General features: G+C 63.9%; 19 protein-coding genes and 1 riboswitch. Of the genes, 8 read left to right on the top strand and 11 right to left on the bottom strand.

Translation table 11 applies throughout. The features are described from left to right. Positions 1 to 45: 45 nt before the first annotated feature. Positions 46 to 272: riboswitch (cobalamin riboswitch) on the top strand. Between the two features lie 36 nt (positions 273 to 308). The 3 genes from DDZ14_RS07845 to cobF are packed head-to-tail and all read left to right on the top strand — an operon-like array spanning position 309 to position 1,989. After that, positions 309 to 479, top strand: coding sequence for a CbtB domain-containing protein (locus DDZ14_RS07845; protein WP_109424404.1), 171 nt, complete (start codon positions 309 to 311; stop codon positions 477 to 479). Positions 480 to 497: 18 nt separating this feature from the next. After that, positions 498 to 1,220, top strand: a complete 723-nt coding sequence (locus DDZ14_RS07840) for a CbtA family protein (RefSeq protein WP_109424403.1) — start codon at positions 498 to 500, stop codon at positions 1,218 to 1,220. Positions 1,221 to 1,251: 31 nt separating this feature from the next. Beyond that, a complete protein-coding gene (cobF, locus tag DDZ14_RS07835) occupies positions 1,252 to 1,989 on the top strand; it encodes a precorrin-6A synthase (deacetylating) (RefSeq protein ID WP_109424402.1) in 738 nt (245 codons plus the stop codon). Positions 1,990 to 2,091: 102 nt separating this feature from the next. Here cobF and DDZ14_RS07830 read toward each other — a convergent pair whose 3' ends face one another. The 6 genes from DDZ14_RS07830 to DDZ14_RS07805 form a co-directional block, all read right to left on the bottom strand. Beyond that, complete coding sequence (locus DDZ14_RS07830; RefSeq protein WP_109424401.1) at positions 2,092 to 3,249, bottom strand: right-handed parallel beta-helix repeat-containing protein; 1,158 nt, start codon at positions 3,247 to 3,249, stop codon at positions 2,092 to 2,094. Positions 3,250 to 3,337: 88 nt separating this feature from the next. Continuing rightward, complete coding sequence (gene xrtD, locus DDZ14_RS07825; RefSeq protein WP_233252523.1) at positions 3,338 to 4,942, bottom strand: VPLPA-CTERM-specific exosortase XrtD; 1,605 nt, start codon at positions 4,940 to 4,942, stop codon at positions 3,338 to 3,340. 345 nt (positions 4,943 to 5,287) lie between these two features. Next, positions 5,288 to 6,784 carry a hypothetical protein gene (locus DDZ14_RS07820; RefSeq protein WP_109424400.1) on the bottom strand — a complete coding sequence of 499 codons (1,497 nt, stop codon included), beginning with the start codon at positions 6,782 to 6,784 and terminating at the stop codon, positions 5,288 to 5,290. A gap of 9 nt (positions 6,785 to 6,793) precedes the next feature. After that, on the bottom strand, positions 6,794 to 7,489 hold the full coding sequence (locus DDZ14_RS07815) for a polysaccharide biosynthesis/export family protein (protein ID WP_233252522.1): 696 nt from the start codon (positions 7,487 to 7,489) through the stop codon (positions 6,794 to 6,796). 61 nt (positions 7,490 to 7,550) lie between these two features. After that, positions 7,551 to 10,037 (bottom strand): tetratricopeptide repeat protein, encoded by a 2,487-nt coding sequence (locus DDZ14_RS07810; RefSeq protein WP_109424398.1) that lies wholly within the window; start codon positions 10,035 to 10,037, stop codon positions 7,551 to 7,553. A gap of 59 nt (positions 10,038 to 10,096) precedes the next feature. Continuing rightward, complete coding sequence (locus tag DDZ14_RS07805) at positions 10,097 to 10,789, bottom strand: sugar transferase (RefSeq protein ID WP_233252521.1); 693 nt, start codon at positions 10,787 to 10,789, stop codon at positions 10,097 to 10,099. A 684-nt stretch (positions 10,790 to 11,473) separates the two neighbouring features. Here DDZ14_RS07805 and DDZ14_RS07800 point away from each other — a divergent pair. From DDZ14_RS07800 to DDZ14_RS07785, 4 genes are read left to right on the top strand one after another with little or no spacing between them, the layout of a single operon-like run. Beyond that, on the top strand, positions 11,474 to 12,328 hold the full coding sequence (locus DDZ14_RS07800; protein WP_109424396.1) for an ExeA family protein: 855 nt from the start codon (positions 11,474 to 11,476) through the stop codon (positions 12,326 to 12,328). Beyond that, the gene (locus DDZ14_RS07795) at positions 12,329 to 13,870 is read left to right on the top strand and encodes a lipopolysaccharide biosynthesis (RefSeq protein WP_109424395.1); all 1,542 of its coding nucleotides are present in this window, start codon (positions 12,329 to 12,331) and stop codon (positions 13,868 to 13,870) included. It abuts the gene before it with no gap. A 28-nt stretch (positions 13,871 to 13,898) separates the two neighbouring features. Then, a complete protein-coding gene (locus DDZ14_RS07790) occupies positions 13,899 to 14,777 on the top strand; it encodes a CpsD/CapB family tyrosine-protein kinase (protein ID WP_109424394.1) in 879 nt (292 codons plus the stop codon). Continuing rightward, entirely contained in the window at positions 14,758 to 15,642 is an 885-nt protein-coding gene (locus tag DDZ14_RS07785; RefSeq protein ID WP_109424393.1) for a glycosyltransferase family 2 protein, read from the top strand. Before DDZ14_RS07790 ends, DDZ14_RS07785 begins: the two co-directional genes overlap by 20 nt. Before the next feature lie 75 nt (positions 15,643 to 15,717). Here the strand turns inward: DDZ14_RS07785 and DDZ14_RS07780 are convergent, their stop codons facing one another. The 5 genes from DDZ14_RS07780 to DDZ14_RS07760 form a co-directional block, all read right to left on the bottom strand. Continuing rightward, on the bottom strand, positions 15,718 to 16,236 hold the full coding sequence (locus DDZ14_RS07780; RefSeq protein ID WP_109424392.1) for a VPLPA-CTERM sorting domain-containing protein: 519 nt from the start codon (positions 16,234 to 16,236) through the stop codon (positions 15,718 to 15,720). A 227-nt stretch (positions 16,237 to 16,463) separates the two neighbouring features. After that, entirely contained in the window at positions 16,464 to 17,144 is a 681-nt protein-coding gene (locus DDZ14_RS07775; protein WP_109424448.1) for a rhomboid family intramembrane serine protease, read from the bottom strand. 60 nt (positions 17,145 to 17,204) lie between these two features. Then, the gene (locus tag DDZ14_RS07770; RefSeq protein ID WP_109424391.1) at positions 17,205 to 17,576 is read right to left on the bottom strand and encodes a hypothetical protein; all 372 of its coding nucleotides are present in this window, start codon (positions 17,574 to 17,576) and stop codon (positions 17,205 to 17,207) included. A 72-nt stretch (positions 17,577 to 17,648) separates the two neighbouring features. Then, positions 17,649 to 19,790, bottom strand: a complete 2,142-nt coding sequence (locus DDZ14_RS07765; RefSeq protein WP_109424390.1) for a glycosyltransferase family 39 protein — start codon at positions 19,788 to 19,790, stop codon at positions 17,649 to 17,651. 84 nt (positions 19,791 to 19,874) lie between these two features. Then, entirely contained in the window at positions 19,875 to 20,468 is a 594-nt protein-coding gene (locus DDZ14_RS07760; RefSeq protein ID WP_109424389.1) for a sulfite oxidase heme-binding subunit YedZ, read from the bottom strand. Positions 20,469 to 20,756: 288 nt separating this feature from the next. Between DDZ14_RS07760 and DDZ14_RS07755 the strand changes: the two genes are divergently transcribed. Next, positions 20,757 to 20,990: a hypothetical protein gene (locus DDZ14_RS07755; RefSeq protein WP_233252520.1), complete on the top strand. Its 234-nt coding sequence runs from the start codon at positions 20,757 to 20,759 to the stop codon at positions 20,988 to 20,990. Positions 20,991 to 21,002: the final 12 nt, after the last annotated feature.

Genomic DNA, 21,002 nt, shown 5'->3' with positions numbered 1-21,002 from the left:
GGCCATGCCGTCTGTTTTGCGGATTGACTAGTCATGGGCCCGACCTGCATAAGTGACGGATGTGGTGTCCTTCCGCGTGCTGCGGCGGGACTGAAACGGGAACAGGGACGAGTGCGGGTATCTTGCCGGACTCAAGCCCTGACCGCCCCCGCGACTGTGTGCGGCGAGCGGCCTTTCACAATCCCACTGCCGGGGTCCAGACCCTGGTGGGAAGGGGAAAGGTTTGCGACGACCCGCGAGTCAGGAGACCGGCCACAGGAAACGTAACTTGAACGGCCGTCGGGTGTGACGGCAAGGAGAAACCAATCATGACGCAAGTTATCGCCAAAAGCACTGGAACCCAGACCAAGGCATTGAGCATCCTGTTTGTCGCCATCGTCGGCGCGGGCATCGTGTTCTTTTCAGGCCATGCGCAATCGGCGGCGCTGCACGACGCTGCCCACGATATGCGCCACGCGACCGGCTTCCCCTGCCACTGAGCGAACAAGGAAAACCTGATGTTCAAGCGCATGCTGGCCGGCGGGCTGATCGCCGGCTTCGGCGCAGGGCTGTTCGCGGCCGTGTTGCATTTCGCCTTCGTGCAGGAGCTCATTCTCCACGCGGAACTCTATGAAACCGGGGAGCTGGTCCATTTCGACACCCATGCCGTCGGGGACGAGTCCGAGGCCGTCAGCCATGACGGCCACGATCACAGCCATGGCGATGCGGATGGCGCCGACACTTCTGCCCTCACGCGCAACGTGATGACCGTGCTCTTCACCGGGCTGATCTACGCGGGCTACGGGCTGATCCTGGCCGCGGCCTATCAGGTCGCCGGGCTGTTCGGGCGGCAGATTTCGCTGCAACAGGGCATCCTCTGGGGCATCGCGGGTTTCGCCTGTTTCCAGTTGGCCCCGGCCATGGGGCTCGCACCCGAGTTGCCGGGGACCACCGCCGCGGATATCACACTGCGTCAGATCTGGTGGCTGGGCACCGTCCTGGCCACGGGTGCGGGGCTGGCGCTGATCGGCTATGGCCGCAGCCTGCCCTTCGTGGTCGGCGGTGCCGTCCTGCTTGCCCTGCCCCATGTCATCGGGGCGCCGGTGCTGGACGAGTTCCACGGCATCGCGCCGCCGGAACTGGCGGGCGAGTTCTCGGCCCGCGTGCTGGGCGTCGGGCTGGCCGTCTGGGCGTTGCTCGGCTGGCTCACCGCGCGGTTTGCAGCCCCCGAAGCCGCCTGACAAGGGCCGTGCCGATGGTTCGAGGTTCGCAATGATCCGTGACCTTTGGCTCATCGGTATCGGCACCGGAAGCGAAGCGCATGTTACCATCGAAGGCATGCAGGCGCTTCGCGACGCGGCGGTCATCCTCCTTCCGCTCAAGGGAGAAGAAAAGCAAGCGCTGGCGGCCCTTCGCCAGCGCATCATCGCGGCAAGCGGAACCGGCGCGCAGGTTCTGACCTTCGATTATCCGGAACGCGATCCCGCCCTGCCCTATCTGGAACGGGTCTCGGCCTGGCACGACGAAATTGCCCGACGGTGGCAGGCCGCCCTGGAGACCACGCAGGCAAGCGGCCCCGTCGCGCTACTGGTTTGGGGCGATCCCTCGCTCTATGACAGCACCATCCGCATTGCAGAGCGTCTGGTGCCACGCCCGGCGATCCGGGTGCTGCCGGGGATCACCGCAATTCAGGCTCTGACAGCAGCCCATGCGATTCCGCTGAACGCGGTAAACGGCCCGGTCCGGATCACCACCGGGCGCCGGTTGCGCGATCACGGATGGCCCGAGGGCGAAGATACCGTTGTCGTCATGCTGGACGGGGAATGCTCTTTCCAGGGTCTCGACCCGGCGGGACTGTCGATCTGGTGGGGGGCTTATCTAGGGAGCGCGGATCAGATCCTCTGTGCCGGGCCTCTTGCAGAGGTGGCCGACCGTATCGTCGAACTCCGTGAAAAGGCGCGCGTCAAACACGGCTGGATCATGGACACCTATCTTCTTCGCCAGTCGTGATACGTTTTACGGCTCCTGGGGTTGGCCGGCAGGGTGGATGTGAAGAGAAAACCATCGACCCCCGAGGCCGCCGGACAAGTTACGGATTAGTCCACAAACGCCCTACCGCGTGCGGTTGTTGCTCACGTGCCAGTCGCTCTGTCCCTCGTAGCCGACATAACCCAGGGCGATGTTGTCGGTAATGGTGACATTGCGCGAGGACGGGATCACCCGGATGCGCGGCATGCCCACTTTACCTTTGTTCCCCGCAAATTTATAGGCCAGCACGTTGTTGCGGATAGTCAATCCGTTGGCGGCATTCACCGTGATTCCGTGCGTGTGGTTGCCGATGATCGAGTTGTTCTCGATCAGGATGTTGCGGTAATGCCACCGGGGGTCCTGCGTCCGATCCTTGCCGTTGCCCATGAAGATGTTCTGAATGTAATCGCCGTCACCCACGTCAATCGTGTTGCCCCGGATGACGACATCCGAACTGGAGGGTCGTTTCGTGGTCTTCCAGAACTGGATCATGTCGCCGTGATCCCTGGAATTCAGCGACCGCTTGAAATCGTGCAGGTAGTTGTTTTCGATCACCACCGACTGCACATCGACGAAATTCATCCCGTCCGACCGGATCGAGTGAAACTCATTGCCGAGAACAGCAACGTCTCTCGAATTTGTAACCAGTAAAGCCTTCCACCAGCGCGTAAATGTGGAGTTAACAATGGAGATTGCGTCTGAGTCTCTTATTGAGAGCCCTTTCCCGGACCCGTAACCATTGGCACTGGGAGACATTCCCTCAGCTAAGGCACCAACAAAGCGGCATCCGCTGAATCCGATTTCACGACTTCCGACTATGAAGTTAAGCCTGTGGCGCACCGGCTCGCCGCCGAAACGGTAGGTGAAGAGGATGCCCTCGAAATTGATCCGCGCCGCATTGCGGAGTGTCATGCCCGTGAAACAGGCCGGCCGCCCGGGGTCGGCAGAACGCAGCGTGACAGTGGCGCGGAACTTCGAGGACAGGTTCAGCACGCCATAATCGCCGGGCGCGAGAAGCAGCACCTTTCCGCCCGAGGCCGAGGAAAGTGCGCGGTCGAGTTCCGCCGGGCCGGAAACCGGCTTGTGATTGGCCGGGCGGTCGGGGTCGGGGGCGATGCGCGCGGCCTCGCAGGCGGGTGCGGCGGCGACTGTCCCCGGCCACAGCGAGACGGCCGTGGCGATCGCCAAGGCGCGCAACAGCGATTTCAGAAAACCCGATTTCCCGATACCGATACCGGACATGGTCCAACCCCCCGATGTTCGGGCCTCGGAACCCGAAGGCCCGTCGCTGCCATCGTAATCCAGCGTGGCGTTTGACGAAAGGGCGAGCCTATTCCGGCACGAAACGCGGCAGGCGCGGCAGGCTCAGTGCCATGAACTCCTGAAGCCGGGCGTCGGCCTCCGCCTCGGTCTCGTCGGGGCGGATCGGGGTGACGAAGCGCACCAGCGCGCCATCGGTGCGACCCATGGCCAGGCTGTCGTAGAGCACGCTCATCTTGGCGGAGAAATCGTTGACCATGCGCTTGCCGCGCTGCTCGAACCAGTAATAGACTAGCTGCTCGGACAGCTCCTTTCGGATCACCGCGCGGTTGACGGTGAAGGTACCATAGGGCGTGTCGCCCGGCGTGATCTCGGTGGGGTCGAAGCTGTAGATCTCCCAGCCGCCCACGGGCAGGCAAACCTCGGGCGAATGGATGCCGCTGCCGTCGGTCTGCTTGTCGTAGAAGGCCACGAACATGTTGACATAGGACATCCCGCCCGGCGCGATATAGCTGGTGTTGAGGTAGTCGCTGGCGCCCAACGTCTTTTCAACCTGCGGGTCGAGCCGCGCGCTGGATCCCGACCAGCCGGAAATCTGCTGCGGGAAGAGTGCGAAGGGATCGCGGTCCACCCGCGCCGCCTCGCCCGCGTTCTGGCTGACCCAGGCCAGCGACACGGCCAGCGTCAACAGCGCGCCCGCCGCCAGCGCCGCCGAGGCCCGGATCCCGAGGATGCGCGTGGAAATGGTGCCGAAGCCTTCGAAATCGAGGTCGATCGCTTCGGCCAGCGGCTTGGGATCGCGGGTCAGCCGTTGCAGTGCGACCGCCATGCCGAAAAGGATCGCCACGCAGGACAGGAAGATCACCCAGCCCTCGAAGAAATGCAGGAAGCCTTCGGCCTGTTCGATCCCGTAGCGGTCCACCAGCACGCCGATCACCCCGATGCGGAAGGAGTTCATCAGCACCGTCAGCGGCGCGGCGGAGAGAAGCAGCACTATCTTGTGCCAGAACGGGCCGCGATAGAGGATCGCGAAGAGATAGGAGAAGCTGAGGATTGGGAAGAGGTAACGCAGCCCCGAGCAGGCCTCGGCCACCTGAAGCTTGTAGACGCCCAGGTCGATCACGTTGCCTTCCAGATAGACCGGCACGCCCGCAAGGCTGACGAACCACACCCCGATCACGGATGAGACCTGTTGCAGGAAAATGGTGAGCTGCCAGTAGACGAATTGCGGCAGCGGCAGCATGAAGACCAAGTGCACGACGGGCAGCTGATGCGTGATCCCGCGGCGCCATCCGAAGACCGTCAGCATTACGCCGCCGACCCAGACGATCATCGCATAGGTCACGATGTCGGGGATGCGGGTGAGGTTGCCCAGAACAGCGACGACCAGCGCCGCGAGGATCACCGCGACGCCGGGCCAGCGGTCGGTCACGTTCGGGTCGGGCAACGGCCTGCGTCGCAACTCCCGCAGGAAGAGATAGAGCGAGATCGCCGGGATCAGGGGCCCGTGGCTGTATTCGGCGGTGGACCAGGCCTGCGCCAGCGACACGATCCCGATCCAGAAGATCGGCACGGATCCGGCCACGAGCAGCACGAACCAGAGAAGCCCAGGCAGGTTCACCGAGACGCCCCCGCCCAGCCGCATCGTGCTGTCCATCGTCTTGAGGTCGGCCATCACTTCCCCTCGTCGGCCGGCGCGGGCACCCGCCGCACCGGTTACTTACCGATCCGAACGCCCCGCCGCGGTATTCTAGAGCCACGCGCTCCCGAATTCGACATTAAGTTGCCCATGCCCCTATGACTTTTCATTGGCTCTTCCAGACTGGATCGCTTCGCGGATGCCGGTTTCAACGGGGTGGGAAGATGTTGGATTTCTCGCGAATCGTACAGGTAAGTCTTGGATTTCCGTGCATTATCTGGCCGATTGCGACGGCCATGACACGAAAAAACTGCGAATGTCTGAACCCCAGCGAGGGAATCGGCGATTTCCCCCGCATTGTTTCTGCCGGGAAACAGGCCGTTACGGCTTCAGGGTGAATTGCCGCTGCAAGGTCAGGAACACCATGTTCCCCGTGGCCGAACCGCTGCCGCTCTCGTCGGACATCCGGAACTCGTAGCCGGCCGAGAGCCCCCAATCCTTGGTCAGGCTGCGGTTGTAGGTGGCGCGCAGGTTGGTGCGCTCCCGCTCGACCGCGGTGCCGATGCCGGCATCGGCGTTCTGGGCATAGAAGGCGTCGAAGGCCATGCTGGAATCGTTGTTGATCGTGACGGTGTAATTCACATTGGCCGTCGTGGTGCGCACCTCGTTGTTGAGCGAGCTGGTGCGTACGCGGCGTTCCACCGAAGCGCCGATCTGGCTGCGCGGCATCACATGCGTGACGTTCAGGCTGCCGATCGCGGTCACGCTGTCCTGGGCGCCGCGGGTTACGCCGGCGCTGAAGGAGAGCGTGCCCGAAGGCAGGGCCATGTCGCGAATGACCCGCGCAGTGGTGCGCCCGCCATTGGTGCCGAAGACCCGGTCCACAGAGGCGGCGATCGTGCCGTTGCCTAGCGTGCGCGTCACGGTGAGCGAGCCCGTCGCGCCGGTATCGGTGTCGGAAACCGGGATCGCGGCCAGGGTTTCGTCGACGCGCGAGAAGCCCACGGTGGCGTCCACGGTCGTCACGGGCGAAAGCAGGTGGTTCACCCCGGCGAGCACGTCGATGGTTTCGCGGTTGGTCTGTTCGGGGTCTTCGGCCTCGTAGTCGGTGAAGCCCAACTGGACCCGGCCTTGCGTAACCTGCGTGAGTTGCAGGAAGGAAGTTACCGTCCCCGTCGTGCTGCGCACATCGAAGAGGTTGGGATTGATCGTGTCGCGGAAATCGCGGTCGCGGTGGCGGACCTCGAAGAGGAAGCCCAGCGGCGCATTGACTCCGGTGCGCAGGCTCAGGTTCAGCCGCGTGTCGTTGCGGGTGCCGTTGTCGTCGACCAGGTCGCTTTCGTCGATGATCCCGTCCAGGTTCACGTCGGTCAGCGGCCGGAAGAAGTCGAGATCGACCTCGCGGTAGTTGGCGCTGCCCTGGAAGGTACTGTTGGCGCCCTGGCGGGCATAGGAAAGCCCCACGGACGGATCTTCGAAAACGCCGCCATCGGTGCCGGTATTGGGTTTGTCCACGATGCGGGCAATGCCGCTCAGATCGAACTGGAGCTGTTCATTGGCCTTCAGGCTGCTGACATTGAGCGACAGCCGGTTCTCGAAACGCTTCGTGTCGCCGTCGGACGGATCGTCGAGCCCCAGATTGTCGTCATAGCGCAGCGACGAATCCAGCCCCAGCGTGACCGTCAGGCCAGTGCCAGTGCCCTGCGGAACGCCGGTGGTCGTCTGCTGCTGCTGTTGCTGCTGCTGCGCCGGAGTGACGGTTCCGGCGGCTGTGGTGCCGCCGGTCGTCAGTTGCTGGCCAATCGCGGGCGAGAGTGCCGTGACGCAGGCCGCCCCCCCTGCTACGATAAAGGACAGCCTTGCTTGCCGTTTTTTCACTTGCTCTCCTTATTCGAACAAACGGCGCTGCGGTACGACGACGACATCTCCGGGCTGAAGTTCCGTACTTCCTTTGATGCTCTTGCCCCGTCCCGTGCCCCGATAATTGAAAAGATATTTTTTCATCACACCCGTATCCGGGTCAGCCCTGCGCAATTCGATGCGCTTGGAGGCTGCGAATTGTGTCAGACCGCCGGCCTCGGCCAGGATCTGAAGGATTGTCGTGCCGGGCGTTACCAGCAATTTGCCCGGCGCCCCGACCTCACCCATGATATAGGCGTCGATGGTCGGTCCCGTGGCGACAGTGCCAAACGCGGTCAGCGGCGGCGGCGCCAAGGCCGCGACCGAGACGAAGACCGTCGGCGCGGTCGCGAAATTGGGCGCCAACCCCGAGGTCAGCGCCGCACGGACGGCATCGACCGAACGGCCGCCCGCCTGCACCGTGCCCACCAGCGGAAAGCTGAAACTGCCATCGGGCAGGATCAGAACCCTGCGGTTGAGGTTGGGGTCTTCCAGCACTTCGATCTGAAGAGCGTCCCCCGGTTTGATCTGGTAGCCACTCTGGGCCATGGCGCTGGTCGCCAGCACCGAAGCCATAAGGAAGCTCAAGAGAAACCTGATCATTGCTCGCGCTTGCAGTTTTTCCATTTCGTTACTCCCTTCGTACCCTGTTTCCCATTCTGCACCAATCCGTCGCCGACACAAAACATCATCACTGCGGCAGATTTGCAGCGTATTTTCGGCACCCGGATGGAGGTTCCGGGCCTTATTCGGTGGCCGTGGCGCCCTCGGCGGGTGCGCTGAGCCGGGCGACCTCCGCCTCGACCTCGGCCATGAATTCGGGCGGGTTGGCCGGATCGACCAACTCAATCACCTTTCGATAGGTTTCCAGCGCCGCGGCGTCCTGTTCCAGCGCGGCGTAGGTCCGCGCCAGGTGGTAGCGCACCGCCGGGTCGCCGGGCATGCCCTCGCTGGCCGGCAGCAGGTGGTTGAGCGCGGCGTCGTTATCGCCCATCCGGTGCGCGATCCACCCGAACGTGTCCTGGAATTGCGGCACGTCCGAGCCGCGCAGGCGCTTGGCGATGAGATAGGCGCGTTCCAGCGCCTCCGGCTCGTCGCGATGGGTCGAGAGCAGGCTGGCCAGGTTGTTGGCGATCACCGCGGAATTGCTGTTCTGCTCATAGAGCTGTTCATAAACGGCGATGGCACCCTCGATGTCGCCCACCTTCTGCAATTCGCCCGCCAGCGCCCATTGCAGGTTCAGGCTTTTGGGCAGGCGGGTGAGGCCGTCCTGAAGCACCTTCTGCGCCCGGTCCGGGTTGCCCTCGGCGGTGTGGAGGCGGTAGCGCGCCATCCAGAACTGTTCGTTCTCCGGGAACTCGTCGTTCAGGTTTTGGTAGACCTCGTCGGCGGCCTCGGTCTGGCCATCGACCGAGAGCGCGAAGGCCCGCACGAAGCGCAGCCCGGCATTGCCCGGATCGTCCGCGAGCAGCGACTCGACGCGGGTCAGCGCACCTTCCACATCGCCCCGCGCCAGGAGCGTACGGATCAGCGCGATCCCGGCGCCGGAGCCCAGTTCCGGGTCGCGCGACAGCTCGTCGAGGAAATCGGTCAGCTCCTCCGTCCGGTTCTGTGCGGCCAGGCGGCGCGCCGTCAGTTCCTTCGAGATCACATTGGCCTCGGCTGAGCCGATGCCTTCGAGCGACGAGACAACCGAATCGATCCGGCCCCAGTCCTGCATCTCGATATAGACATTGCCGAGTGCGGCCAGCAGGTCAGTGTTCGCGGGCGCCAGCCGCAGTGCGTCGATCAGCACCCCCTCGGCGGTGAGATAGCTTTCCTCCTGCACCAGATGCGCGGCGTAGCGCAGCGAGGTGTCGGGCGCGTTGCGGGACGCTTCGACAGCCAGCGCCAGCATCTCGCCCATCAGGCGGCGGTTGCCGTCGCGTTCATGCGCGCGCGCCATCAGCGTCAAAAGCTCGGGGTCGCGCGGCGCCTGCCCCAGCCCGGTGCGCAGCAGGATGATCGCGTCGCCCGTCTTGTCGTCCTCGATCAGCCAATGCGCCTTGAGCTTGATCGCACCGACATTGCTGCGATCCTCCGCCAGGACCTGTTCCACCAGCGCACGCGCGCCCACGGCGTTGCCGCTGCGAAAGAGCATCCGCGCCAGGTCCACCTCGATCTGGCGGGTGGTTTGCGTGCGCTCGGCGCCCTCCAGGATCGCCTCCATCTCGGCGATGGCGTCCTGCTCGTTGCCGGCATTGAAATTCAGCTTGGCGCGCAACGCCCGGAAAAGCGGCTCGTTCGGTCCGCCGCCTGCGATGATCATGTCCAGCTCGCCAATCGCGGCCTCGCGCCCGCGGAACGTTTCCAGAAAGCTCAGCAATTGCTCGACCGGGGCGGTGTCCTCGGCCTCCGGGTCGGCCTCGCTGCGCAGGAATGCCTCGGCATCGTCGATCTTGTCCTGCGAGACATAGACCCGCACCAGGAGTTGCTTGACCCCCGGATCGTCGGGAAACTCCACGAGCATTTCCTCGAGCTGCGCCTCGATCGCCGCGACGTCGCCCAGTTCCTGCAGGACCCCCAGCCGCAGGGAATAGAGGCTTTCGCGCTCCCCGCCCTCGACATTGGCGAAGGCGGCGTCGATATCCGTCAGCGCGCGGGTCCAGTCCTCGGCGCGGATCGCGTCGTCGATGCGCACCTGCCAGGCGCTGTACAAGCCCGGATTGTCTTCCAGCAAGACCAGCGCCTTCTCGGCGCCGGCGGCGCGGCCCTTGGCGTCGCGGTCGCGCGCGGCGCGGAAATAGGCGGCGGTGTTGTTGATCGACTGCACCAGCGTGTCGTCCGGGTCGATCTCGGCGGCGGCCTTTCCGTGGCGTTCCACCTCTTCCCAGTTGCCGGTGCGCAGGGCCATCTGAGCCAGGGCGCGGCGACCCTCCAGGTTGTCGGGATACTGTTCGACCAGGCGCAGATACTGGCTGTAGGCTTCCTGCACATTGCCGCGTTCGCGTTCGACGCGGGCATAGGCCAGGCGGGCCTCCTTGTGCTGGCCGTTCAGCTTGAAGACATTGCGGAATTCGACGAGCGCGCGCTCGACATCGCCCTCTTCCAGCAGGGCCATGCCGGTCTGGAAATGTTTCTCGGCGCGCTCTTCCGCCGATTCACAGGCACTGAGCAGTCCCACACCCAGCATCAGAGCCGTAACCAGAAGAAGCCGCTTGAGCGTCGCCGCCAGTTTTGTCATCCGGGTCATGTTCCACCAGTCCGATTTACCGCGAGCCGCTGCCGCGCGGGTGCTGCCGGCGGTTGGGCTCAATATCCCGTGCCGCGAACCACCACGAGAATCGTTCTCAGCAGGATAGCGCAATCGGAAATGAGGGAAATGGCGCGATAATACTGCGTGTCGTAACCGGCGCGCGCCATGAAGGACGTGTTGTTGCGGTCCTTGACCTGCCACAGTCCGGTGATGCCGGGGCGGATCTTGTAATAAGCCTTGCCGGGATAGAGCGGCGCCTGGTCCACCATCATCGGGCGCGGCCCGACAAGGGACATCTCGCCGCGCAGGACATTCCAGAATTGCGGCAGCTCGTCCATGGAGGTCTTGCGCAGCAGCCGGCCGACCAGCGTCACGCGCGGGTCGTTCTTGAGCTTCTGCGTCAGGTCCCATTCGCGCCGGGCTTCGGGATTGGCGTCCAGGTATTCCTGGAAGATCTTGTCGGCATCCGGGACCATCGTGCGCAGCTTGAGCAGCTTGAAGGTCTTGCCGTTCCGGCCCAGTCGCTTCTGCCAGTAGAACGGCGCCGCGCCGTCGCGCAGGACAGCGAGCGCCAGGATCAGCGTCAGCGGAAGGACGATCGGCGCGGAGAGCAGCACGAAGCACAGATCGAAGAGACGCTTGCCATATTGTTCGTAGAATGTGGCGGACCGCCTGGTCGCGGCGGTGAAACCAAAGGCAGAGGGTACGCCAACATCTTCGTTGGCAATATTCTTAAGGTGCAACGTCACTGTGGTTCCCCTCGACAGCAGCATACTCATAACACTTATGTGATCCGTCCCTGTCCCGGACGCTGAAGACCACCGCTCTACCCTCTAACAATCATTAACAAAGAACGGATGAAACTCAAACGCTATTTGGATTTCGCCACAATCGTGAAATTCGTGTAACATATTGGAAACAAACACTGTTTCTTGAAAATACACAATAAAAATCGACCTTTGCGCCCAGGAATGTGGCAAAGTTGGGACGGAAGTCGGGAAGATTCAGCAGAATGTGACTGGCGCATTCGCCAAAGATTGTCCCGAAGACGGCAACAGTACCCATGTTAACCGGCTCACTGTTCCGTGATGATACTGTGATGCGTCCGTGAGTCGCAAGTTTTCGGAAATTTGAAAGCTGATACCGTGTCACAACCGGGCGGCGCAGAGGGGGCGGCGGCCGGGCGATTCGTTGGAGACATCGGTACAATCTCGACTCTGCCTTTGAATTGTCTCGAAGTCTCCTAGAATCGCTGCATATTATGGGACGAAAGGGATGCTGCGCTTGCAAGATCACCTGATTCCGGCGCAACCTTGGCGGGCTGTTTCAGCGCGCCGGTTAGTATTGGGGGACGTGCGGGCCGGACCCGTGCGTGCGAGGGGCCTCATGGTTTGCGGGGTGGGTTTTAAAAGGTGGAAGGCGCATTGCGGGATATGGCCTTGACAGGGTTCTACGTGGATTTCTTCGGTCTCGACCAGAGGCCCTTCACTCTGCTGCCTGACCCTGACTTCCTGTTCTGGTCGGCGCAGCACAAGCGCGGCTATTCGATCCTGGAATTCGGCATTCTGTCGCGGGCGCCGATCACCATCCTGACCGGCGAGATCGGGGCAGGAAAGACGACGCTGCTGCAATTCCTGCTGCGCCAGATGGAACCGTCGGTCACCGTCGGGCTGGTCTCCAACGCCCAGGGCGGGCGCGGGGAATTGCTGCAATGGGTGCTCAACGCGCTCTCCGTGCCGATAGAGCGGGGCGCGAGCTATGTGCAGATGTTCCAGACATTGCAGGATTACCTGGTCAGCGAATACGCCGAGGGCCGCCGCGTCGTGCTGATCTTCGACGAGGCACAGAACCTGTCGCTGGAAGGGCTTGAAGAGCTCCGGATGCTGACAAATATCAATGCCAACAAGGATGAAGTGCTGCAACTCATCCTTGTCGGCCAGCCGGAGTTGCGGGATCTGATCCTCAAGCCCGAGCTTCGCCAGTTGACACAGCGCGTCGCGGCCAGCTTCCATCTGGAGCGGATGAACTTGGAAACGCTGCGCGGCTATATCCGGCACCGGCTCCAGAAAGCCGGCGGCACGGGGGACGAATTCGACGCCGATGCCTGCACGCTCATCCACAAGACCACCAGGGGCGTGCCGCGGCTGACAAACCAGTTGTGCGATTTTTCAATGCTCTATGCCTGGAGCGCCGAAACGAAGGTCGTCACCGAATATGTCGTCCAGTCGGTCATAGACGACGGCGTTTTCTTCGGCGGCCAATCGCTTGAACAGGAGACTACCGAGTAGATGGACAACATCCGGTTTTACCTGTCGATTTTCATCCGGCGGCTGCCCTATTTCCTGGCCGTCGCCACGGTGGTCTCCGCCGTGTCGGTGATCGTCGCGAAGACCCTGCCGCCAGCCTATGTCTCGCAGATGCGGCTGATCGTGGAATCGCCGCAGATCCCGACCAACCTGGCGCCCAGCACGGTCGCGACCCCGGCGCTGGAACAGTTGCAGATCGTCGAGCAGCGCCTGCTGACGCGGCCCAACCTGCTGGACATTGCGAACCGTCTGAAGGTCATGCCCGACCAGGACCGCATGAACCCCGATCAGATCGTGGACGGGATGCGCGCACGCACCCAGATCCGCACCAGCGCGGGCCGCGGCCAGGCGACGCTGATGCAGATCTCCTTCGAGGCGATCTCCGCGCAGAACGCGGCCGGGGTGCTCAACGAGTATCTCACCGAGATCCAGCAGGAGGACGTGGAATACCGCAAGGGCCGCGCCATCCAGACGCTGGAATTTTTCGAGCAGGAGGTCGATCGGCTGAGCGACGCGCTGGAAAAGCGCAGCGCCGCGATCCTGACCTTCAAGCAAAACAACTCCGACGCGCTGCCGGCGAGCCTGCCGTTCCGCGAAACGCAGCAGGCGGCGCTCCAGACCAATCTGGAACAGATCGACCGGCAGATTTTCTCGCTGGAGAGCCAGCGCGAGAAGCTGATGGAGGTCTACAATTCCACCGGCCAGGTCGTCGGCACGGCCAACCAGAATCTCAGCCCGGCGGAGCAACAGCTCCAGCAGCTTCGCGCGCAGCTCAACAACGACCTGGTGGTTTATTCGGAGACCAACCCGCGCATCAAGCTGCTCAGGGCGCGGATCGCCAGCCTGGAGGAATCCGTGGCCGCCCAGCAGGCCGCGCAGCCGACGCAGTCGAACACGCAGACAGGCAATTCCGCGCTCGACATCCAGCTTGCGCAGCTCGACGCTCAGCTCATCACGCTCAAGGACCAGAAGAAGACGCTGGAAGAGCGGATCGCGAAGCTGACCGATTCGATCCAGCGGACGCCGGCGAACGCCGTGACGCTGGACGATCTGCAACGCGACTACGACAACATCCAGGCGCAGTACAACACCGCCGTCGCGCGGCTCTCGGCGGCCTCCACCGGGGAGCGGATCGAGGTCATGTCGCGCGGGCAGCGCATTTCCGTCGTCGAACAGCCTGCCGTGCCCAGCGCACCGACCAAGCCCAACCGGATGCTGATCGCCGGCGGCGGCACCGCCTTCGGAATTCTGCTGGGTCTGGCGCTGGTGCTGCTGCTGGAATTCCTCAACCGCACGCCGCGCCGGCCCGAGGATCTGATCAACAAGCTGGAGGTCTGGCCGATCGCCACGATCCCCTATGTCCAGACCCGAAGCGAGGTGATGGTGCGCCGCATCCGGCGGCTGCTTCTGGTTGCCGTGATCCTGGTGGGCATACCGGCTGCGGTGTGGGCCGTTCATACCTATTATCAACCGCTTGATCTGATCGCGGATCGGGTCATGGACAAGTTGGGCATGCGCTGGTGATGCAGGATCTCATGAGGGAGGTGTCATAATGGACAGGCTTCAGATGGCACTGGAAAAGGCCCGCGCCAAACGCGAACAGGCAGGGGCGCCCGGACCCGAAACGCGGCCCTTCGGCGACGGCTCGAAGCCGTCGGCGGTGGAGCCCGCCAAGCCGGAGCCGCCCCGCGAGAAACAGGCCACGCCAGTGGAAATGCCTGAGGTCTGGAAGGTGCTGGCGCCGCTGCATATCAACGAAAAGGAAATGATCCAGAACCGTCTGGTGTCCTTGCAGGGTGGCCCGGAAGCCGCACCCTATGACATGCTGCGCACCAAGATCGCGCAGCAGGCCAGGGTACGCGGCTGGCGGCGCATCGCGCTGGTCTCACCACACAGCGCCTGCGGCAAGAGCACGACGGCCGCCAATCTGGGCTTCAGCTTCGGACGCCAGGAGGACAAGCGCACCATGGTGCTGGATTTCGACCTGCGCCGCATGGGGCTGGCGCGCATCCTCGCACAGCGCTGTCAGAACAGCATGGGCGACGTGCTCACGCGGCGGGTCTCGTTCCAGGCGCATGCTTTGCGGCATGGCCATAACGTGATTTTCGGGCTGAACTGCAGTGAGGTCAGCAATCCGTCGGAGATTCTGCAAAGCCGACAGGCGGACGAGGTCCTGTCGGAGATCGAGGATACCTACGAGCCGGATTTCGTGTTCTTCGATACGCCGCCGCTGATGGCCAGCGACGACAGCCACGGGTTCCTCAAGAACGTGGACTGCGCGCTGCTGATCGCCGCCGCGGAACAGACCACGATGGACGAGATCGACGTGGCGGAACGCCAGCTTGCCGAGCTTACGAACGTGATGGGCATCGTGTTGAACAAGTGCCGGTACACGAGCGGGGCCCACGGCTATGAATACGGCTATTACTGAGGGCCGGCCCGACGCCGCGGTCATCATCCCGCATTACAACGACGTCACCCGCCTTGGCCGCTGCCTCGACGCGCTGCTGCGCAACGACACGACAGACGCCGAGATCGTGGTCGTGGACAACGGCTCCACCCAACCGCTCGACGATCTGCGCGCGCGCTTCCCCGCCGTCCGCTTCCTGGTGGAGGCGGAAAAGGGCGCCGCCGCCGCGCGCAATCGCGGCGTGCGGGAGACGACGGCGCCGCTGCTCTGTTTCATCGACGCGGATTGCGTCCCGGACCATGATTGGCTGAGCGTTGCGCGGGAGGTGGCGGACCGCGCCGACCTGGTCGGGGGCCGGGTGGACGTATTCGACGAGACCCCGCCACCGCGGTCCGGCGCCGAAGCGTTCGAGGCCATCTTCGCCTTCAATTTCCGCCGCTATATCGAGGTGCAGGGGTTTTCCGGCGCTGGCAATCTGGTGACGCGCCGCGATGTCTTCGACGCGATCGGCGGCTTCGTCAACGGCGTCTCGGAAGATCGCGAATGGACCATGCGCGCGGTGGCCCGCGGTTACAGCCTGGTCTACGAGGACCGGCTGCGCGTCACCCATCCCTCGCGCCAGGACTGGCCCGCGCTGCGGGTGAAATGGCAGCGCATGACGCGCGAGGGCTTCCAACTCAACGGGACATCGCCGGGGCGGCGGCTGCGCTGGGGATTGCGCGGGCTGGCCATGCCGGCCAGCGCCGTGGCGCATACGCCCAAGGTGCTGCTCAGCGGCAAGCTGGACACGCCGGGCGAATATCTGCGGGCGGTCGCGACGCTGGTGCGGCTCAGATGCCTGCGGATGGTCTGGATGCTGCGCCAGTCTCTCGGCCTGCCGATCTGAAGGGGCGGGCGTTGCCCACAACAAAGAAAGGGGCCGCGAACGGCCCCTTTCCAGATCTTGATTGCCGGTATGGCGTTACGCGGCCTTGCGGCGGCGCCGTGCCAGCCCGATGCCGCCGAGCGCGGTCAGCAGGAGGAGGCCACCCGCGGGCAACGGAACCTGCGACACGATCACATCAACATTGGCCAAGCTTCCGACCTGATCACCGAAGAAGACGGTCAGCGTGCCCGTCGATCCGGCTGTCAGCACCGTGTTGGTCTGACCACCTTCCAGCGCGACACTCGTCCCGCCGCTCCACGACAGGGTGCCGCCCGGGAAGGACCCGGTCGGGTTCACCGTGGCAGGCAGACCCGCGCCGAGGGTCAGGTTACTGCCAGTGTCGTTGGAGAACGTGAAAATCGCCTGTTGACCGGAGACCACATTCTGAAGCGACGCATCGTAGATGAAAATGTCGCTCTGATTGGTGATCGAGACATTGGTCGCGACCGCATCCGTGATGTCGTCGGTGATGTTCACGACGGCGGCTTTCGCGGCGACCGGAGCAAATGCCAGCGATGCTGCGAGAGCCACACCAGCCAGTTTCATTAGTTTCATTACTCAGACCCCTCTTGAATTGTACAGGACGAACCCAAACAAGCACGAAGCGGTCCACCCTCGGATTTCCAAGGTATCACGGACCCGTGAATCCGCAAGGGATTCCATTAACAAACATGGCGAAATCCGGGCGGTGCGATGTTTTGCGGCAACGAAAAGCGCTTATCCACAGCTCTGTTTCCATACAGTGAACGATCATCACCGATTCGCGCAGAAGTTGGGCAGGATCATGGCGAATCTACTGATCGGGCGATTCCTTGCCACCCCAGGCTGAACAACCATCCCGTGACGAAGCCGCCCAGATGCGTCTCCCAGGCGAGCAATCCGTCCTCCAGCACCCAGAAGACGGCGTTCAGGATCACCAGCCCGATCAGGTCGAAAATGACCGGCCAGCGGGTCAGCCCGCGGCGGGTCCGGGTGCTCCAGTCCCGGTGCTTCCAGGCGCCGACCAGCCCGAAAAGCGCGCCCGAGGCACCGACCATCGGATGCACGCTGTCGCTGAGCAGCGCCAGCCCCAGCCCGCCGCCGATGCCCGAGAGGACATAGAGCAGCACAAAGCGCGCCTGCCCGACCTGCCGGACCACGACCCGGCCCAGGATCAGCAGCACCAGCATGTTGCCGCCCAGATGCACCAGTCCGGCATGCAGGAACGGATAGGTGAAGAACATCAGCACCGGCTGCGCGGCATAGTTCGGCTGCCAGTTGCCCAGCAGCCCCTGCCAGAAGGCGCCGTTCTGATAGGCCAGGCTGCGCCAGAGCCGCGAGCCGATAAGCCCGTGATCGGCCGCGATGAGCGTCAGTTCGACCAGGCAGGGCAGGATCACGAAGAAGGCCACCACCGGCGCGGGATGCGCCAGCCAGGCCGACCAGCGCGACCGGGGCGCGTCGTTATCCTTCTGCGTACTCATGCCCCAGCCTTGGCCCGCCGCGCCGGCGACGGCAAGGCCATGCACGTCGCGGGTGGGCAATCAGCCGCGGACAAGGCGCTGCCGTAGCAGGACATGGGCGGTAGCGGCGATGAGCGAGAGCGCCAGCCCTCCGCCGCTCAGCAGCGTACCGGACGTGCCCGGCGCCAGCCTGTCGGCGAGGAGTGTCAGGACAGTGCCCGCCAGCCCGATCAGGCCAAGCCAGACCAGAAGCATCAGGCTGGCACGCAGCATACGCCCGGCATAGGCGGGCACGGCCTTTTCCTTCCAGTGATCGGATATCCCGCGCGCGCCCACGACATGCGCCGCGCGCCGCGCGGTCGCGGCCACCGCCCGCGCCTCCGCCAGCAGCGGCAGCCGCAGCAGCAGTTCGACCAGCAGGACGGTTATCACGATTGTCAGAACCCAGGTCATCCGCGCCGCGTCATCCTTGCCCGCCCTCCGTTGCTGTCCGTTCTAGGACGTTTCGGCCGTTCGTTACAGCCATCATCGACGGGTGAAGCGCCCGGTCGCCTCGTCGTAGTAGAGCACGGGCCGTTCGGGGAAGGCGGCGATGACCGCGCGGTTGCTCTCGGGGCCGAGATCCTGGGCGAAGACAGGCTTGTCCGCTGGAAACCACGGATCGTTGAAGAAGAGCGCCGAGGATGCCTGCCGTGTCGCCTTGAACAGGATCAGCGGGGCCGCGGTGCCTTCCGTCTGTGGCAGGGCGAGATGCCTGTAATGATCGTCATAGGCGCGGTGATCGTGGTAACGCGTCACGCCCCGGTAGCTGAGGAAGACGGTCACCGAAAAAAGGCACAGCACCAGGAGCGCGGTGTTGAGCCCGCGCGCGCCGCCGGCAACACCTTCCGCGTCCAGCCGGGAGCGGAGCACCTGGAACCCGCGCGCGGAGAGATAGGCCAGCGGCGCGATCACCAGGAACCAGTAGCGCGGGCCGACATAATAGCTGGCGGCGAACCAGTAGAAGGCGTGGGCCACGGCAATGGTGACGACGACCAGCGCCATCGCCCAGTCGGCGCGCGTCTTGCGCCCCCAGATCAGGAGCGCCCAGACCAGCGCCAGCGATCCGATCCCCCAGCCCATGAAATCGGTGTGCAGCGCCGAGATGTTGTTGAGCGTGTTGACGAATCCCTCCCAGGGCGAATGGTCGAGCGGCAGAAGCTCCATATGGCCCCAACCTTCCGGGGCGCCAATGCCGCCGCCGAAGCCGAAGGCGTTCGACCCGCCCTGCCAGGTGCGGATGTAGTAATCCGACAAGGTGGTGCGCAGGGCGTCCCCGGTAAAATGAAGGTTGTAGGCAAAGATCAAGCCGCCCGTCGCGATGCAGCCCAGGCTGTAGCTGATCGCGCGCGGCAGTTGCCTGCGCAGATCCGTGTGGAAGAGCAAAAAGGCGCCGGTCAGAACGCCGATGAGCAGCCCGTCGAGGTTGCGCGTCAGAAAGAGCCAGCCCAGGGCAAGCCCGGCCGCGAGGATCAGGGCATGGGCACGCACGCCTTGCGTCTCTTCCGACCGCAACAGAAGCCACCAGGCCCCCAGCATGAGAAAGAGAGCCAGACTGTGCGACATCAGCGTGGCCGACATCGCGATCAGCCAGGGCGAAGTTGCAAGCAGCAGCGTGCCGATCATCGCGGTACGCTCTCCGGCGGTGCGCCGCATCAGGTCATGCGCGAGCGGGATCGACAACGCCCCCAGCACCGGGTTGACGAGCCAGGGCGCGCCGGCCAGCACGCCGAGTGCCAGCACCGCGGGCCAGCCGGGGGTGAAGACCGAAATCCAGCGCCCCTCATGCGTGTCGAGCAGGTAATGCTCGAAAGCCGCCCGCGCGGCCTCGGGCAGGGCCGGAAGCTCGAGCACGCCACCGGCATAGCTGCGCGCCTGGAAAAGATAGGCCAGTTCGTCCTGCACGTGCATGACCCTCTCGAACGCGAACCAGGCGAGAAGGAGCGTGGCAACGAAGGAGAACGCGGTCAGCAGCCATACGGCACCCCGCCCGCGCGGCAGCCGGACCCCATCCGGCGCGGTCACGGCGATGGCCGCGATGGTTAGCAGGTTGATCAGGCCAAGCCCGCCGCCGGCGGCCAGTTGCAGCCGAAAGCGCAGAAGATTGTCGAGCCGCAGATAGTCCAACAGGGACACCGTGAAGGCGCAGCTCAGCACGAGGAAGAGCAGGACCGGCAGGACTCCGAACGTGGACAGAAAGCGACGCAGGCCGGACCAGGCTACATTGGCGGCCAGAACCCCTGCCGCAAGGACGCCCTGCGCCACGGCGATGCCGAACATAACCGTCTCCATTCCCGAGCGCGGCGGCAGAAAAAGCTCCGGATACCAGAGCGGTTGCGTGACATAGAGCTGCGACGCGCCGCCGATCATCAGCGCGGCGGTCAGAACCCCCGTCGCGAACGCACCGCGCCAGTGCAGCGCGCCCAGCACGATGAACGCCAGACCCACGACGGCCAGCCACCAGCAGGCGAGGCCGCGCGTGGTCCCGCCAAGCATCTGTTGCGCGGCCAGCACCAGTACCGAAAGACCGACCAGCGCGGCCATCGCGGCGCAGGCCGCCCGCCTGCGATGCAGAAGGCCCTGCAAGGCTGGCAGGAAATGATCGCCTCGTGTCTCTTGCACCGGCATGGGTATTCCTCGCTCACAGGGCCTGTGTGGGCAGGCATTCAGGGCGCGGTACGCATTCGGGCCGCCGGAACCGACTCCGGATTCTCAAGCGCTACGCGCGGGCGTGCGCCGGATGACAAGCCGCAGCAGAACGATAATCAGGAACAGACCGCCATAGATGATGACGGTTTCGGCCCGGTATTTCTCGGCCATGAACCAATGCAGAAGGGTCAGCGGAGCGGCCAGATAGACCCACCGCTGAAGGGTTTTCCAGCCGGGGCCCAAACGGCGCACCGACCAGTCGTTGGACGTCGCGGCCATTACCGCAAAAATGAACAGACCGATCCAGCCGAAGAGCACCAGCGGTTCGGTGAAACTCAGGAGGACCCCCCGCAAAGGTTCCTGCATGAGCCAGATATAGGTGTGTATGGTGGTGTAACCGAAGGCGGCGACGCCGATATAACGCCTGCGCTTCAGAAACCAGCGCGGCCAGGCCCGGCCGCGGAACAGGCGCTGCACCGGGGTGACGGCAAGACCCATCAGCAGGAACCACACCGCGAAGACGCCGGTCCAGTAGAAGATCATGCCGCGGCGCATGTCATTGAACAGATGCTCGTAGGCGAGCCACAGCAACGGAACCGCCAGAACCAGCCAGAGCAGGAAGATGTTATCCCTGAATTTCTTGAACACCTGATCCACCGCTTACTCCGTCTGCTGCTTTGAGAGTATACAACAACTTGCCAGTATTCGCATTCATGTCAAATCTTTGCGGGCACTCGCCGAATGCGCGAATTGTGCAAGTGCCACCAGCCTCGCGCGTATCTCGACTGGCGCCCGATCCTGCGCAGGTTGGCGCATTGGGGGCGCATTGTGCATAATCCGGCAACGCGGACTTGGAAATCCTCACGGTCAGTTTACCGGTTCAGCGCAAGCCGGTAACCTTTGGGCAGAGGGTGGCGAATCGGTTCAATGGTTGGGAGATCTGGCGTGTTTCAGAAACGTGCTGCCGCAATTTCACTGATCGGGGCGTTGGTTTTCAGCCCGACCGCCGCGCTGGCCTATATCGGGCCGGGGCTGGGCGCCGGGGCGATCGCGGCCGTTCTCGGCGTGGTCGGGTCGATCTTCCTGGCCGTCTTCGCGGTGCTCTACTACCCGATCAAGCGCATGTTGCGCAAAAGGCGCGGCGAGGCCAAGACCGAAGCGGACGAGGCCGCGGAGTGATGCGGCCCTGGC

The organism is Maritimibacter sp. 55A14, assembly GCF_003122205.1.
In the GTDB taxonomy this organism is placed as follows: Bacteria; Pseudomonadota; Alphaproteobacteria; order Rhodobacterales; family Rhodobacteraceae; genus QEYE01.
This window is presented reverse-complemented; position numbering and strand designations above follow the sequence as displayed.